This window comes from Amycolatopsis sp. GA6-003 (assembly GCF_046267895.1).
In the GTDB taxonomy this organism is placed as follows: domain Bacteria; phylum Actinomycetota; class Actinomycetes; order Mycobacteriales; family Pseudonocardiaceae; genus Amycolatopsis.
This window is the reverse complement of record NZ_CP176499.1, coordinates 7,120,703-7,135,379: the sequence shown is the minus strand read 5'-3', so window position 1 is coordinate 7,135,379 and position 14,677 is coordinate 7,120,703. Positions and strand designations below refer to the sequence as shown.

The 14,677-nt window shown below is 69.0% G+C and carries 15 protein-coding genes; 6 read left to right on the top strand and 9 right to left on the bottom strand.

Features of this window, described 5'->3' with window-relative positions:
* Nucleotides 1-190 precede the first annotated feature (190 nt).
* A complete protein-coding gene (locus tag F9C12_RS32550; protein WP_409185571.1) occupies nucleotides 191-1,135 on the top strand; it encodes an MBL fold metallo-hydrolase in 945 nt (314 codons plus the stop codon).
* Nucleotides 1,136-1,307: 172 nt separating this feature from the next.
* Here the strand turns inward: F9C12_RS32550 and F9C12_RS32545 are convergent, their stop codons facing one another.
* The 4 genes from F9C12_RS32545 to F9C12_RS32530 form a co-directional block, all read right to left on the bottom strand.
* Nucleotides 1,308-1,709 carry a histone-like nucleoid-structuring protein Lsr2 gene (locus F9C12_RS32545; protein ID WP_009082354.1) on the bottom strand — a complete coding sequence of 134 codons (402 nt, stop codon included), beginning with the start codon at nucleotides 1,707-1,709 and terminating at the stop codon, nucleotides 1,308-1,310.
* 287 nt (nucleotides 1,710-1,996) lie between these two features.
* Nucleotides 1,997-3,622: a phospholipase C gene (locus F9C12_RS32540; RefSeq protein WP_409462908.1), complete on the bottom strand. Its 1,626-nt coding sequence runs from the start codon at nucleotides 3,620-3,622 to the stop codon at nucleotides 1,997-1,999.
* Nucleotides 3,623-3,666: 44 nt separating this feature from the next.
* A complete protein-coding gene (locus F9C12_RS32535; protein WP_409462907.1) occupies nucleotides 3,667-4,863 on the bottom strand; it encodes a Dyp-type peroxidase in 1,197 nt (398 codons plus the stop codon).
* The gene (locus F9C12_RS32530; protein ID WP_409467113.1) at nucleotides 4,860-6,014 is read right to left on the bottom strand and encodes an EfeM/EfeO family lipoprotein; all 1,155 of its coding nucleotides are present in this window, start codon (nucleotides 6,012-6,014) and stop codon (nucleotides 4,860-4,862) included. Before F9C12_RS32530 ends, F9C12_RS32535 begins: the two co-directional genes overlap by 4 nt.
* Before the next feature lie 319 nt (nucleotides 6,015-6,333).
* On the opposite strand from F9C12_RS32530, the gene F9C12_RS32525 reads away from it, so the two are divergent.
* The 5 genes from F9C12_RS32525 to F9C12_RS32505 all read left to right on the top strand — a co-directional run bounded on the left by F9C12_RS32525 (nucleotide 6,334) and on the right by F9C12_RS32505 (nucleotide 9,988).
* Nucleotides 6,334-7,137, top strand: coding sequence for an SDR family oxidoreductase (locus tag F9C12_RS32525; RefSeq protein ID WP_409185567.1), 804 nt, complete (start codon nucleotides 6,334-6,336; stop codon nucleotides 7,135-7,137).
* Between the two features lie 98 nt (nucleotides 7,138-7,235).
* On the top strand, nucleotides 7,236-8,108 hold the full coding sequence (locus F9C12_RS32520; RefSeq protein ID WP_409462906.1) for a helix-turn-helix transcriptional regulator: 873 nt from the start codon (nucleotides 7,236-7,238) through the stop codon (nucleotides 8,106-8,108).
* Between the two features lie 92 nt (nucleotides 8,109-8,200).
* Nucleotides 8,201-8,908, top strand: coding sequence for an RraA family protein (locus tag F9C12_RS32515; RefSeq protein ID WP_409185565.1), 708 nt, complete (start codon nucleotides 8,201-8,203; stop codon nucleotides 8,906-8,908).
* Between the two features lie 10 nt (nucleotides 8,909-8,918).
* On the top strand, nucleotides 8,919-9,599 hold the full coding sequence (locus tag F9C12_RS32510) for an SDR family oxidoreductase (protein ID WP_409462905.1): 681 nt from the start codon (nucleotides 8,919-8,921) through the stop codon (nucleotides 9,597-9,599).
* Between the two features lie 44 nt (nucleotides 9,600-9,643).
* On the top strand, nucleotides 9,644-9,988 hold the full coding sequence (locus F9C12_RS32505) for an NUDIX hydrolase (protein ID WP_409462904.1): 345 nt from the start codon (nucleotides 9,644-9,646) through the stop codon (nucleotides 9,986-9,988).
* Here the strand turns inward: F9C12_RS32505 and F9C12_RS32500 are convergent.
* From F9C12_RS32500 to pucL, 5 genes are all read right to left on the bottom strand, one after another.
* Nucleotides 9,966-11,066 carry a glycerate kinase gene (locus F9C12_RS32500; protein WP_409462903.1) on the bottom strand — a complete coding sequence of 367 codons (1,101 nt, stop codon included), beginning with the start codon at nucleotides 11,064-11,066 and terminating at the stop codon, nucleotides 9,966-9,968. The genes F9C12_RS32505 and F9C12_RS32500 overlap by 23 nt on opposite strands.
* Nucleotides 11,063-11,440 carry a gamma-glutamylcyclotransferase gene (locus F9C12_RS32495; protein ID WP_409185561.1) on the bottom strand — a complete coding sequence of 126 codons (378 nt, stop codon included), beginning with the start codon at nucleotides 11,438-11,440 and terminating at the stop codon, nucleotides 11,063-11,065. Before F9C12_RS32495 ends, F9C12_RS32500 begins: the two co-directional genes overlap by 4 nt.
* Before the next feature lie 70 nt (nucleotides 11,441-11,510).
* Nucleotides 11,511-12,953, bottom strand: a complete 1,443-nt coding sequence (locus F9C12_RS32490; RefSeq protein WP_409185560.1) for an NCS2 family permease — start codon at nucleotides 12,951-12,953, stop codon at nucleotides 11,511-11,513.
* Nucleotides 12,954-13,131: 178 nt separating this feature from the next.
* Nucleotides 13,132-13,620, bottom strand: coding sequence for a nucleoside deaminase (locus tag F9C12_RS32485; RefSeq protein ID WP_409462902.1), 489 nt, complete (start codon nucleotides 13,618-13,620; stop codon nucleotides 13,132-13,134).
* A gap of 37 nt (nucleotides 13,621-13,657) precedes the next feature.
* Nucleotides 13,658-14,530 carry a factor-independent urate hydroxylase gene (pucL, locus tag F9C12_RS32480; protein WP_409185558.1) on the bottom strand — a complete coding sequence of 291 codons (873 nt, stop codon included), beginning with the start codon at nucleotides 14,528-14,530 and terminating at the stop codon, nucleotides 13,658-13,660.
* Between the last annotated feature and the right edge of the window lie 147 nt (nucleotides 14,531-14,677).

Sequence of the window (14,677 nt, the reverse complement as noted above, 5' to 3'; positions counted from 1 at the left end):
TCGGGGTATACGCTGTCGGGCACCGACGGAGCCGGGGGCAACGATGCGCGCGAAGCTGGGCGGAACGGGACAGGCGAGAACTGCGCGGGACCACGCGCGTGAGCGTGGTCTCCACCCCGCTGACAGCAGGTGACTTGGTCTATACCATTCCGGTGATCATTTCCCGTCCGGTGGCCAACGAGGGGATCCCATGCCCGTCATCAGGCGCAATATCGTCCCGCTCCGGTATTCCGACCCGAGCGTCGTGGCCTACGTGCGCAGCCCGAGCGACTGGATGGTGTCCAACTGCGGGTGGATCCGGGGCAGGGAAGGGGTTCTGCTCGTCGACACCTGCGGCACCGAACGCGACACGCTCGACCTGGTCAGCGACGTCCGCAAGTACTCGACCCGCGAAATGCCGCTCACGCTCGTGCTGACCCACGCGCACGGCACCCACCACAACGGAGCCGGGGTCGCGCTGCGCAACGGCGGCCGGATCCTGGCCGCGCCCGCCGCGGTGCCGATCATCCGCTCCGGACCGCAGTGCCACGAGGAGATCTTCGCCTGCGCGAACTGGGGCAAGCTCGAGGCGCCGCCGGCCGACGCGGTGCACGCGGTGATCGAACCGGTCGAGGTGGACCTCGGCGGAGTCGTCGTGGAGGTCGTCCCATTCCCCGGGACCGCGCACACCGACGGCGACCTCGTGCTGTTCGAACCGCGCACCGGCACGCTCTTCACCGGCGACCTGCTGTCGGTCGGGTCCACGCCGTTCGCCGTGCACGGCTCGATCCCGGGCTGGCTGACCGCATTGGACTGGCTCGACAAAATGTTCCCGGACGTCCGCACCTTCGTGCCCGGGCACGGCGGGCTCAGCCATCCGGGCAGTTTCCCGGTCGCGGTGCTGCGCACTTATCTGCACTGGCTGCTCGACGCGACCGCGGGCCCGGGCACGCCGGACTTTTCCGCGCTCGCCGCGATCGCCCGCCGCCGCTGGCCCACGTGGACGGTTCCGGAACGGCATATCGGGAATCTGCTGCGCGCGCACGCCGACCAGCACGGGGAACAACTCTCGTCCGCCGACGCGATGCGCGCGATCCGCGACGCCGCCGGCGGCAAGATCGACCTGGACGCACTGCTCGGACTCGGCAAGTCTTAACCGCGGGAAATCGATTCCCCGGCCCGCCGCCACCCGCTTCCGGCACGGCCGCGCGGCGGGGAAACCGCTATTTCCCCCTGGCAGCCAGAAGGGCGCCGCCGGGAATCCCGGCGGCGCCCGCACCGCTGATCACTAGCCGCGGCCCCCGCGGCACAGCTGCCGAAAAGAACGCTCAGGCGCTGGCCTTCTTGCGCGTCGCGCGCTTGCGAGCCGGCTTGGCCGGAGCCTCGGTGTCGCGCTCCTCGTAGGCCTTCACGATCTCCGCCGGGAGCCGGCCCCGGTCGGACACGGTGAAACCGTTGGCCTCGGCCCACTCGCGCATCGCCTTGTTGCGCTCGCGGTCCGCGGCGGTCGAGGCCGGCCGCGGGGACTGCCCGGCGGCCATCCGGACCTTGCGGCCGCCGACCCGGCGCGAGGCGGCGACGTAACGGGCCAGCTCTTCCCGCAGTGCGGCAGCGTTCTCTTCGGACAGATCGATCTCGTAGCTCACGCCGTCGAGACTGAACGGGACGGTCTGCTCGGCGATGCTGCCGTCGATGTCGTCCACCATCTCGACATGGACTTTTTGCGCCATGATTCGCGTTCCTTCACCTTCTACAGGATGTGCCTGCGATTACCCTATCGTGTCGAGTGACGGACCGCGCAGCGCGACTCCATTCTTGTCCCGGATCCCGTCCTTTCCCGGGCGCCTTCGGCGCCCAATCCGCGACTGCGCGCACAGTTCCCGCGCACTGGAAAATTTCCAGCATCGCGGTATTCGCACGTCGTTTCCCGCTGAGCGGACGGGAGACCGGCCCGGAAACGGCCGAAGGCCACCGGGTCGAAACCCGATGGCCTTCGGTGCGCGAGGCGAAACGCGAGCTAGTGCCGCCCGGTCGGAGCCCCGGTCTCCGGGTCGAGCGGGAGCTTGCCCGCCTGCGGCCGCCAGAAGTTGAACATGTTCCAGAGTCCGCCCGCGCGAGTGTCGAACGAGCCGTTCCCGACCCGGCCGGAGAACCAGTTGTCCTCGATGAACTTGAGCACCGAGGTCTGGTCGGTCCGGGTGTGGTCGACGAAGTTCACCTTGCTGTAGGGCGAGACGACCAGCAGCGGCAGCCGAGGGCCGTAGCCGCAGCGGTCGGCGTGCCCGCCGAGCCCGGCCGGCTTGCCGGTGCAGACGGCCTGGTCCTGCGACGCGTCCTGCGAACCGTTGACGATCTTGGAGTTCTCGTGGTCGTACCAGCCGTCGGAGTCGTCGTAGGCGAGCACGATCGCCGTCGAACGCCACTCCGGCGACTGCTGGATCTTGTTGATCTCGTCCACGACGAACCGCTGCTCGTCGAGCGGGTCGGAATAGCCCGCGTGTCCGTCCTGGTACTCCGGGGCCTTGAGGAAGCTCACCGCGGGCATCGAACCGGCCTTGAGCGCGTCGTCGAAGTCGCTCGTGTCGTACTGGTGGTTGGCCCGGTCGGTCTGCCCGATCGCCCGCACCGACGACGGCGGCAGGTGGTGCGGGTTCGAAGTGGACTTGTAGTACTGGAAGGGCTGGTGGTGCGGGCTGTAGTCCACGGAGGACTGATTGCCGATGTTCGCGTGCTTCTGCCCGCAGACCGCGTAGCCGTTCTCGGTGCCGGTCGGCTTGAAGCCGCCCTGGAACCAGCCCCACGTGACGTGCCGGTCGTTCAGCAGGTCGCCGATGTTGCGGCCCCGCATCGCGCCGAGGTTGTCCTTCGCGGTGTGGTTCTTGTCCGAACAGTCGTCCCACGCCGGGTCCGGGTCGTTGATCACGGTGCCGACGCCGTTCTCGTCCGGCGACGCGACGACGTAGGAGTCGCTCTTCGGCTCGTGCGTGACCGGGTCGACCGCCTGGATCCCGTGCGTCTGGCCGGAGATCAGGTTGATCGCGCCCGGGGTGGACGGGCCGAAGACGGTGTTGAACGAGTTGTCGCTCAGCGCGTAGTGCTGCGCGTAGTTCCACATGCCGGTGACGGTGTTGCCGTCGTAGTAGTCCATGACCAGGCCCGGCTCGCCGAAGAGGACCGGCTGGCCCTTGCACTTGTCGGTCTCGGTCTTCTCGACGAACTTGTCCATCTTTCCGCCGTCGAACGCGGCCTGCTCGGCGCCGTAGCTGTGGTTCTGGTCGCAGGTGAGCGCCTGGTCCGGTCCGAGCCGCTTCGGGTTGTAGGCGTTCGGGTTCCGGGTGAGCAGCTTGTCGTCGAGGCCGTTCAACTTCGGCGTGTTCTTCGCCGCCTGGAACGGGGTGCCGTTCTCGTTGGTGGCGTTCGGGTAGGTGCCGAAGTAGTGGTCGAACGAGATGTTCTCGCCGAAGATCACCACGACGTGCTTGATCGGGGTGAGCGTGGGCAGCCATGACGCCGGCAGCGGGTGCAGCGGCTGGGCCTGCGCGGACGACGCCGCGGACCCGGTGACGATCGCGAGCACGGCCGCCGAGGCGAGCGCTCCCGCGCCGAGCAGGCGACGGCGCCGCCTGCCGAATGCTGTGTCCACTGAGGATTCCTCCTGGTTTCGCGGGGTGGGGATCGGGACGCGCCTCAGGCGAGGAGCGCCCGGCCGAAGTGGTCGCTGGGACCGGTGACGCCGGGCAGCGCGAAGAAGTAGCCGCCGCCGAACGGGGAGAGGTAGTCGACGAGCGGTTCGTCGATCAGCCGCTTCTGCACGGTTTCGAACTGCCGCTCGAGATCCTGCTGGTAACAGGTGAAGACGAGGCCCATGTCGAGGTTGCCGTTGGCGTCGACCCCGCGGTCGTAGTTGACCGAGCGGCGCAGGATCCGCTGTCCGTCGGTCTGCGGGGTGCGCGGGTTGGCCTTGCGGATGTGGCTGGTGAGCGGGATGACGGTGCCGATCGGATCGTCGGCGTACCGCGGTTCGTCCTGTTCGGACGCCCCGTCCAGCGGTGCGCCGGTGTCGCGGCGGCGGCCGAACATGTTCTCCTGCTCGGCGATCGACACCCGGTCCCAGAACTCCACCAGCATCCGGATCAGCCGGATCACCTGGTAACTGCCGCCGGTCGTCCACGCCGGCTCGCCCGCTCCGGACACCCACACCAGGCGGTCCATTTCGGACTCGCCCGGATTCGCGATGCCGTCCTTGAACCCCATCAGGTTGCGCGGGGTGCCGGACGGCCGGGACGGAGAGCTGAAGCCGTTGATCTTCCAGCGCACCTGCATCCCGCCGCGGGTCGCCCGGGTCAGGTCGCGCAACGCGTGCAGCACGGTGTCGTTGTCGCTAGCGGACAACGTGAGCGACAGGTCGCCGTGGCACTGCGCGGCGTCGAGCGCGTCGTTGGGGAACATGGTCATCGGCTTGAGCTTCTTGGGCTTGCGGTCGGCCAGCCCGTACCGTCCGTCGAAAAGGGACGATCCGACGCCGACGATCACGCCGAGGTCGCTGTGCGGCACCACCGGCCCGAGCACGCCGGAATCCGCGGGCGGGGCGGTAATGCCGAGCGAGGCCGGAGCACCGCCGTTCGCGAGAAACCGCGCGCGGTCGGTGATCTCCTGGAACAACTGAGTCAATTCGGCACGGTTCTCAGCGACCACGTCGAAGGACGCCACGATGGTCTGCGCCGGTGGCTGGCGGAGAATCGCTGCTTGCTTAGGGCCGTGGAACGGAACCGTGTTCTGGCTTTCGCTCGCACTAGCAGTCACCCCGATCCCAGCCGCCGCGGTGATGCCCGCTCCGACGATGGTCCGGCGCAGGAAGGAGCGGCGAGAGGATTCCGTCGTCACGAGGTCCTCCTCGGCTCCGCGATCGCGGCGATCGGCGCGAGCAGCTCGGTCAATTCGCTGACGTCGGCGTTGAGCTTCTGCCGCTGCGCCGCGGACAACTGCCGCACCGGCGTCCACGAGTTGTCCGGCTTCTTGGCGCTGTCGAGGGCGGCTTTGGTGCGCTCCATCCACTTGTCCACCTTGGACAGTGCCGGATAGCGCGGAGCGAGCACCGGACGCAGCACGTCGAGGACCGCCTGTGTCCCCTCGAGATTCGCGCGAGCGGTGGCGAGATTGGTACCGCTGCCGTAATCGGTGCGCGCGGTCAGTTCGAATTGCAGGGTGTTCTCCACGATCTCGTGCGCGCGCAAGCCAAGGTCGTTCGGATCGACCTGACTGTCCGCAAAGGACTTGCGGAGCTTCTGCACGTCGCTGTCCAACTGCTCAGCCACCGGAACAAGGGCGGCGAGGTCTTCGTTGTGCCACAGCCCGGATTCGAGCCGATGAAACCCGGTGAACTCCGAACTCTTGACCCCGTCCGGCTTACCGTCAGCAGTACCGTTGATGGCTTTGTCCGAGTCACCGAAGGCGTTGTACGCCGCACCGAGCCGTTCGTAGTCAAGATGCGCCACGAGCCAAGCACCTTGACCCGCACCACGATCGTTGCCGCGAATGGCTTCCTTCACCTTGCCGACGTCAGCAGCCAACTGCTCGAGCCCGTGCGTCACCTGTGCTTGATAGGACTTCAACGGCCCGAGCAGATCATTCTGCGTCACCGGCGCGACCCCCGGTCCGCGCTCCGCCCCGCCACTCACCGTGACCGCAGGCCCGACAATCGCCGCCGAATCCTCAGGAAGGCAACGGAATGCGTAGGACCCATTGCCAAGCGTCACCTGCAGTGGCCGGATAGTCCCGCTGCCCAGACCCTCGACCTCGCCGTAAACAACCCCGGTCGCCGGATCGATCAGATCCACCTCGGCGGTGACGGTCCCGGTGTTGTGCAGGCGGAAAGTCTGCACGCCCGGCCGCGGATCCGCCCAGCCCTGCCCGCACGCAGAACGGGAAATCTGAATCTCCGGATCCTGCGCCGAAGCCCCTTCGGGCCACACCGCGACCGCGACCCCCGCCACGACCGCGATCGCGATCCCACCGCCGACCAAGCGGGCACGCACAGACCCCGGCACTCTTTTTCCTTCCGGCACACGTTCGGGCTACCGGCCGGAATTATGCGTGCGGAAAGTGAAGAAACCCTGGTCGAGAACATCGCCTACCCGGGAATTCACCAGGACTTCAACCAAACAACGGAAGAAATCGGATATAGCCGCCAAAGCGTATGACAATGAGCTGCCCGGTTCGCCGGGTATGACACTTTCGCTCAGCAGCCGGACAAGGGAGGTCTCCCAGTACCGGTATCACCAGGATCTCCCGCCGGTCCAGCGATCCCGGCAGCCTGGGCGAGCACCTGCTTCCCCAGCAAAGGAACGAAGACCCATGACGGACAGCCAGTTCACCACTCACTCCGGCCTTTTCGACCTGAGCGGAAAACACGCACTTGTCACCGGCGGCACCAGGGGAATCGGGATGATGATCGCGCGCGGCCTTCTGCGGGCGGGCGCCCGCGTGATCGTCAGCTCGCGCACGGCGGACGCGTGCGCGGAGGCACAGCGGCTGCTGTCCGAATTCGGCGACGTGCAAGCAATCCCCGCCGACCTGTCCAGGCACGACGAATGCCAGCGCCTCGCCGAGCTGGTCCAGACCGGTTCGGAACGCCTGGACATCCTCGTCAACAACGCCGGAGCGATGCGGCGCGCACCGCTGGAGACGTTCCCGGCGCAGGACTGGGACGACGTGCTCGACCTCAACCTCAAATCGCCGTTCTGGCTGGTGCAGGCGCTGCTCCCGGCTCTGCGCAGGGCGGGGACCGCCGCCGATCCCGCCCGGATCGTCAACATCGGCAGCATCGCCGCCGTCCACGTCGCCGAGGCCCCCAACTACTCGTACGCCGCCAGCAAAGCGGCACTCCATCAGCTCACCAGGGTGCTCGCCAGGGAACTGGGCCCGCAGCACATCACGGTGAACGCGGTGGCCCCGGGAGTGTTCCCGTCTCAGATGATGGCGGCCACGATCGACGCCATCGGCGACACGATCGCGGCGAAGACCCCGCTGCGCCGGCTCGGCCGCGCCGACGACATGGCGGGCGTCGCCGTCTTCCTCGCCAGCCGGGCCGGGTCTTACCTGACCGGCGCCATCGTCCCGGTCGACGGCGGCATCGCCACGACCGCCTCGGGCAGCTAGCCGTCACGGGCCTTTTCCGGCCGCGCCGCACGGGAACGCGGCCATCGGGGTACCGCCAGGGCCTCCCTCCGCGTTCGGGCAGGGCTTACCGTGAGGGGGTGGCCACGATCGATCCGCGCACCGAGATCAAGGAGTTCCTGAGCTCCCGTCGCGCGCGGATCACGCCCGAACAGGCCGGGCTGCCCGCTTACGGCGGCCACCGCCGGGTCAAAGGTCTGCGACGCGAAGAAGTCGCGCTGCTGGCCGGAGTGTCGGTCGACTACTACGTGCGCATGGAGCGCGGCAGCCTCGCCGGGGCCTCCGACGGGGTGCTCGACGCGGTGGCCGCCGCCCTGCACCTCACCGAGGCCGAGCGCGAGCACCTGTTCCAGCTCGCGCGCCGATCGAGGACACCCGGCAGTCCCCGCCGCCGACCCGCCGCGACGGTGCGCCCGGCGCTGCGCCAAGTGCTCGCCGCCATCACCGACGCCCCGGCCTGGATCTGCAACGGCCGCTACGACGTACTGGCCACGAACCCCCTCGCCCGCGCGCTGTATTCCCCGATGCTGACCGGCTCCCGGCAATCAGCGAACACCGCGCGCTTCCTCTACCTGGAACCCGACGCGGCGAGAACGTTCTTCGTGGACTACGACCGCGTCACCTCCGACGTAGCCGCGAAACTGCGCATGGAAGCCGGCCGCGACCCGCACGACCAAGACCTGATCGCCCTGGTCGGCGAACTGTCCACCCGCAGCGAACTGTTCCGGCGGCAGTGGGCGTCCCAGAACGTCCGGCTCCACCGGTCCGGCCGCAAACGCCTGCACCACCCGGTCGTCGGCCGGCTCGACCTGGACGTCGAATCGATGGACCTGCCCACCGACCCCGGCCTGCTCCTGAACGTCTACACCGCACCCGCCGGCACCGCCGCCGCGGACAGCCTCGCCCTCCTGGCGTCCTGGGCGGCCGGCCGGGAGACTCAAGCGCTCAGCTGACCTTCCACCGGCGCGGCGGCGAGCCGAAAACCGGTGCCCCCGCAGCACGGATTCCCGCTAGCGTGAAGCAGTTCGCACGAAGGGCGGGAAGCATGAACCACACCGAACTGACCGACCGTTTCGCCACCCTGACCACCGCACACCTGGCCGACGGCTGCCTGCGCGCCCGCCTGACCGTCCGCTGCGCCCCAGCCGGAACCCGGGCAGTCATCCCAGGTCAGAAGCTCTGCGGCAGGGTCCTCCCCGCCCGGCACGCGGGCAGCGTCGACGTCTTCCTGGAAGCCCTCACCGCCGCGCAGCCGGGCGACGTCCTCGTAGTCGACAACCGAGGACGCCTCGACGAGAGCTGTGTCGGCGATCTCATCACCGCCGAAACAGCGGCGGCCGGCCTCAGCGGCATAGTGATCTGGGGCCTGCACCGAGACACCGCCGAACTACGCGAAATCGGCTTCCCGGTGTACAGCCTGGGCTCGCTCTCCACCGGTCCGCTGCACCTCTACGACCGCGCCGCCGACGCGCTGGAAGCCGCCACCGTCGGCGAGTGGACCGTGACCACCGACGACCTCGTGTTCGGCGACGACGACGGCGTGCTTTTCGTCCCCGCCGCGCAAGCCGCCGAGGTATTCCGGCTCGCCGAGTCCATTCGCGACACCGAACACCGGCAGGCGGCGAAAATCCGCGACGGCGTCACCCTCCGCGAGCAGGTCCGGTTCACCGAGTTCCTGACCCGCCGGGAAAGCGATCCGTCCTATACGTTCCGGCAGCACCTCCGCACGAAAGACAGCGCCATTGAAGAATAAGAAAACGGCCTTGATCACCGGGGTCGGCAGGCAAGCTGGAATCGGAGCCGCGATCGCCGCCCGGATGCGAGAAGACGGCTGGAACGTCATCACGACGCACTGGTCCGACTACGACCGCCGAATGCCATGGGGAGCCGACGAAACCGCCCAGGGCATCGAAGCCGACCTAGCCGACCCGGAAACACCCGCGAGACTGTTCGACCAGATCGACGGTGACGTCCAGGCATTAGTGCTCGCGCATTGCGAGTCCGTGGATTCCAGCCTGCTCGACACCACAGTGGACAGTTTCGACCGGCACTTCGCGGTGAACGCCCGCGCGAGCTGGCTGTTGATCCGCGAGTTCGCGCAGCGGTACCGCGGACCGCACGGCGCTGGCCGGATCGTGGCACTCACCAGCGACGCCGTGGTGCACAACCTGCCGTACGGGGCAAGCAAAGGCGCACTCGACCGCATCATTCTCGCCGCAGCCGGGGAACTCGGTCGCCTCGGCATCACAGCGAACGCGGTAAACCCGGGCGCGACCGACACCGGCTGGATCCCCGACGCCCACCGAGAAGCCTTCGCACAGCACAATCCGCTAGGCCGGATCGGCACCCCACGCGACTGCGCCGGCCTAGTAGCGTTCCTGTGCGGCCCGGAAGGCGGCTGGGTGAACGGTCAGATCCTCGTCTCCAACGGAGGTGCGCCATAACCGACAAACATCTCGCCTACGTCCTGCTCCCCTGCGGCGAAACCGTGCTGCTGATCCGCCGCGCGCCGGGCACTTTCCTCGGCGGGCATTGGGAATTCCCCGGCGGCACCGTCGAACCCGGCGAAGCCCCGGAGGCCACCGCGGTACGGGAAGTCGCCGAGGAAACCGGGCTGCGCGTGCGGCTCGCCGGGGAACGGGCCCGCCAATCCTGGCCGGACCGCACCGGCAAGCCGTTCACCGTGCATGCCGCCTACTACGACGCGCATCCGGAATTCCTCGGCGACCTTCAGCTCAACCCGGCCGAACACGACGACCACCGCTGGCTGGCCCCCGCCGACGCGGCCGGACTCCCCCTGTCCGACCACGTCAGGCAGGTACTGCTCGGCTGAAATCCCGCGCGAGCTGCACGGCCCGGTCCCGCAACAACGCACGGGCCTCCGCTACGCACCGGTGCTCGTCCGGTTCCACATCGGTCAGCGCGTACACCCCGGCGAAACCTGCTTCCCGCCACTCCGGCGCGGAAAGCAGGCATCGCCCGGCCAAGGCGACCACTGGCGTGCCGCCTGCGGCCCGGAGAACGCCCATCGGCGCTTTCCCGTGCAGTGACTGGGTATCCAGCGAGCCCTCGCCGGTGATGACAAGCCGGGCGTCACGGGCCGCGGCCGGGAAACCCAGCAGCTCCAGCAACACCTCGATACCGGGCCGAAGGCGAGCTCCGAGTCCGGTGAGGACACCGAACCCGACGCCGCCTGCCGCGCCGGCGCCCGGGGTGGTGGCGTGCGCGGAGCCCACAACTTCGGCCCACCGAGCAAGTCCGCGTTCCAGCACCGCGATCTCGGCGGGACCAGCGCCCTTCTGCGGCCCGTAGACCGCGGCCGCGCCATCCACCCCCAGCAGCGGGTTGTCCACATCGGACGCCAGGACAATGTCCACTTCGGGCAGTCCGGACAGCTCCACTGTGGACAACTCCGCCAGCGCCGCACCGCCCGGTGGAAGCGGTTCGCCGGAAGCGTCGAGCAGTCGCGCGCCCAACGCGGTCAGCAACCCGGCCCCGCCATCCGTGCAGGCGCTGCCGCCGACGCCGAGCACGATCTGCGTCGCCCCGGCGGCGCGGGCGGCCGCGATCAGCTCGCCCGTGCCGTAGCTCGACGCGGTCAGCGGCTCCGGCCGGCCGCCGGGCAAGCGGTGGAGGCCGGACGCCTCCGCCAGCTCGACCACGGCGACCGTCCCGCGCAGCGCGTAGTACGCGGTGATCCGGCGGCCGGTCGGACCGGAAACCCGCACCGGAATCCGCCGGAACCCGGCGGCGACCGCGGCGGCGACCGTGCCGTCGCCGCCGTCCGCCACCGGCAGCTGCCGCACCGCCTCGCCCGGCGCGACCTCGGCGAACGCCGCGGCCACCACCTCCGCGACCTCCGCCGCGGTGAGCGAGCCCTTGAACTTGTCCGGGGCGACCAGAACCGTCACGCCGCGGCCTTGAACGCACGCCAGTCGCCGATTTCCGTGATGTCCCGCAGCTGCACGTGCGAGGTTTGCGGCCGCCGCAGCAGCATCGCGAACGCCGAACTGCCGTCGGCCAGTTCGACCACGCCCAGCTCCAGCTCCGGCGGTTCGGACGGGAGCACCCGGTCGCGCAATTGGTCCAGCGTGAGGTCGTACACCTCGCCGGAGATCGCCGCGCCGCCGTGCGCTACCGGGACCAGCGCCGGGCATTGCCCGCCCACCGAATAGAACCGGTACTTCGGGGCGGTGGTCGTTTCGGCCACCAGTGGAGCGCCGTCGAGCAGATGGTGCAGGGGTTCGCCGCGCATCGCGCCGCCGTTGAGGAACATCAGAGGCATTGTGGAATCCTTTCCGCGCGGCGCAGCCGCTCCGTTGAGGGTGGTGGTGGGGCGGTAGCCGGGCTTTCTGTCAGAGGATCGCCTTCACCACGTCGATTCCGAAATAGACGGTGAACACGAGCGCGAGCACGGTGAGGATCCAGCCTGCTTCACGCCACTTCCCGCGGAAGGTCTTGATCAGCACGAACGCGATGAGGCCCGCGCCGACGCCGTTGGTGATGGAGTAGGTGAACGGAATGAGCGCGACCGTCAGGAACACCGGAATCGTGTAATCCGGGTCGTTCCACGGGATATTGCGGCATTGCGCCACCATCATCCCGCCGATCACCACGAGCGCGGGCGCGGCGGCCTGCGCCGGGACAATGCCCGCGATCGGGGTGAACAGCAGCGTCGCCCCGAACAAGAGTCCCGTCACGACACTCGCCAGCCCGGTCCGCGCGCCCTCCCCGACGCCGGCCGCGGACTCCAGGAACACCGTGTTCGGCGACGAGCCGGACACCCCGCCCGCGATCGCCCCGGCCCCGTCCACGAACAGGATCCGGCCCATCCTCGGCACCCGGCCGTTCTTCGACAACCCGGCCTCGGCCGACACGCTGGTGATCGTGCCCATCGCGTCGAAAAATCCGGACAGCACCAGGGTGAACAGGAAGATCGTCGCGGTCAGCGCGCCCGCCCTGGCGAATCCGCCGAACAGGTCGACGTGCCCGAGCAGCCCGAAATCAGGAGCCGCCACCACGGAATTCGGCAGCGTCGGCGTCGTCAACCCCCATTCGCCGACGCCGAATCCGTCGTGCAGCACCACCGCGAGCACGGTCGCCGCGGCGATGCTGATCAGCACCGCGCCCGGCACCTTCCGCGACATCAGCACGGTCATCAGCAACAAGCCGAAGCAGAACACCGCGATCGGCCAGCCGTCGAGATGCCCGTCGAGCCCGAGTCGCACCGGGACAGTCGAATGCGCGGCGTCCGGGGTCCGCGTGACGAACCCGGCGCTCACCAGTCCGACGAGCGCGATATACAGCCCGATGCCGACGGTGATCGCGGTTTTCAGCGGCCCGGGAATCGCGTTCATAATGCGTTCCCGGACCCCGCTGACCGCCATCAGCACAATGCAGACGCCTTCCAGCACCACGAGCCCGAAGGCCTGCGCCCACGTCATCGCCGGGGCCATCTGGAACGCGACGATGCCGTTGATGCCGAGCCCGGCGGCGAGCGCGAGCGGCGCGTTGCCGACGAGTCCCATGAGGACAGTCATCACCGCGGCGGCGAGCGCGGTCGCGGTGGTCACTTGCGCGGCGCTGAGTTTCGCGCCGGTGATGTCGGCGGAAGCGCCGAGAATGAGCGGGTTGAGCAAAACGATGTAGGCCATCGCGACGAAGGTGGTCAAGCCGCCGCGCACTTCCCGGCCCACGGTAGTGTCGCGAGCGCGTATTTCGAACAGTCGCTCCACAATGGACTTGCGCTGCGGTCCGGGAGCCGAGGTCACCGCTTCGTCGAGGCGTACCTGGGTCATGCGTCCTCCCCTTGCCGGTGGGTGTGCCGAACCGCACCCCTTGGCACAGGCAACGGGCGGCGCGGCGGGACGGTTGCGTTTTTCTGGTGCTCCGGTCAGCACCGGGAGGGCGGCCCGGTGGGGTGGGGGGTCGTGAGCGGTGATCGCGGTTAGAACCGGGACCGCCACTCACGACGGCTCAGTACTCGATCCGGTCGGACCGGTTGAGCCAGGCGGAGAACGGGGCGAAAGCGTCCGGTGTGGACACTCGCGAAACCGGGGTCTGCCACGTTTCGCGCGGGTGTTCGAAAAGCTCGTAGAAGGCCCGGTCGTCGAAACCGGCGCGGGCGGCGTCGTCCCGGTCGGCCGCGTACAGCACGCGGTCCACGCGCGCCCACAGCGACGACGCGAGGCACATCGGGCACGGCTCGCACGAGGAGACGAGCACGCAGCCGGCCAGGCTGAACGTGCCGAGCGCCTGGCAGGCGGCGCGGATCGCGACCACCTCGGCGTGCGCGGTCGGGTCGAGTGTCGGGGTGACACGGTTGACGCCGGTCGCGACGATCTCGCCGTCCTTCACCACGAGCGCGCCGAACGGGCCGCCGCCGTCGGCGACGTTCTTCTCGGCGATCCGCACGCATTCGGCGAGCCAGGCGCGTTCGACGTCGGCATCGATGGACACGGTCATGACAGTAGCGCTCCCAACAGCTCGGGTTTCGGTGTGCTCAGGACCAGGCCGGGCCGGCCGGCGGGGCGTCGTCGCGCAGGACGGTGCCCTCGATCAGCCCGTAGGGCCGGTCGGCGGCGTAGAAGACCTCGCCGGGGTTGTCGAGGCCGAACGGCTCGAGGTCGACGAGGAAATGGTGCTTGTTCGGCAGCGAGAACCGGATCTCCGCGATCTCCGGGACGGCCTCCAGCACCGCCTGGCCCATCGCGTACAGGGTCTGCTGCAGGGAGAGGCTGTGCGTGCCGCCGAACGCGTCGAGCAGCGTGGCGACCGCGGTTTCGTGCGCGTGCGCCCAGTCGGTCTCCTCGACGGAGAACCGCCAGGTCGCGGACACCGCGGTGGCGAGGATCCGGTCCTTGACCTCGGCCAGCGTCGTGTACTCGTCGCGCGGGAAGCCCCAGAATTCCGATCCGGTGGAGTTGAGCACGGTCAGGTCCTCCACCCCGCCGAGCACCCAGGCCCGCTCGCCGTCGTAGGTGACGCGCGCGGTGCGCGTGCCCGCGCCGGAACGCACGAACGAATGGTGCGCCGGACGGCCGCCGACCCGCAGCCGCTCCCACGGATGGGCCACGATCCCGACGCGGGCGAGGTGGATGCTCTCCTGGCTGGACACGAAGTGCCGGGCCAGCCGCAGCGCGAAGTCCTCGATCTCGCCGATGCCGTCGCGGGCGAAGGCGAACACGGTGTTCTTCTGCGTGTCGGTGGCCAGCACCTTGTCGTTGGCCCCGGTCAGGTGGGTGTCGCTCAGGTCGCCCGACAGCGACACGCTCACGGTGAGGTCGGTGAGCCGGTGCTCGTCTCCGGCACGGTCGACGCGGACCAGCCGGTTCTCGGCCTTCCCGTAGCGGTTGTCGCCAAGAACGATCGCCATTGGTCATCCCTTCTCGTTCGCTCGCCGAGTGAGTACACCTGCCGCGGCGTGGCCCGGGCCACGGCAGATCCGCCGAAAGCGGCGGCGGCGAACGGCCGGTTTTTCGTAGTTTCCGCCAAACCCCTCTGGTGTGCGGTACTGATGGGC

What these genes read in the sequence shown, in the direction of transcription:
- F9C12_RS32550 (WP_409185571.1), top strand. Translation starts at nt 191, where the DNA reads ATGCCCGTCATCAGGCGCAATATCGTCCCGCTCCGGTATTCCGACCCG.
- F9C12_RS32545 (WP_009082354.1), bottom strand. Translation starts at nt 1,709, where the DNA reads ATGGCGCAAAAAGTCCATGTCGAGATGGTGGACGACATCGACGGCAGC.
- F9C12_RS32525 (WP_409185567.1), top strand. Translation starts at nt 6,334, where the DNA reads ATGACGGACAGCCAGTTCACCACTCACTCCGGCCTTTTCGACCTGAGC.
- F9C12_RS32515 (WP_409185565.1), top strand. Translation starts at nt 8,201, where the DNA reads ATGAACCACACCGAACTGACCGACCGTTTCGCCACCCTGACCACCGCA.
- F9C12_RS32495 (WP_409185561.1), bottom strand. Translation starts at nt 11,440, where the DNA reads ATGCCTCTGATGTTCCTCAACGGCGGCGCGATGCGCGGCGAACCCCTG.
- F9C12_RS32490 (WP_409185560.1), bottom strand. Translation starts at nt 12,953, where the DNA reads ATGACCCAGGTACGCCTCGACGAAGCGGTGACCTCGGCTCCCGGACCG.
- F9C12_RS32485 (WP_409462902.1), bottom strand. Translation starts at nt 13,620, where the DNA reads ATGACCGTGTCCATCGATGCCGACGTCGAACGCGCCTGGCTCGCCGAA.
- pucL (WP_409185558.1), bottom strand. Translation starts at nt 14,530, where the DNA reads ATGGCGATCGTTCTTGGCGACAACCGCTACGGGAAGGCCGAGAACCGG.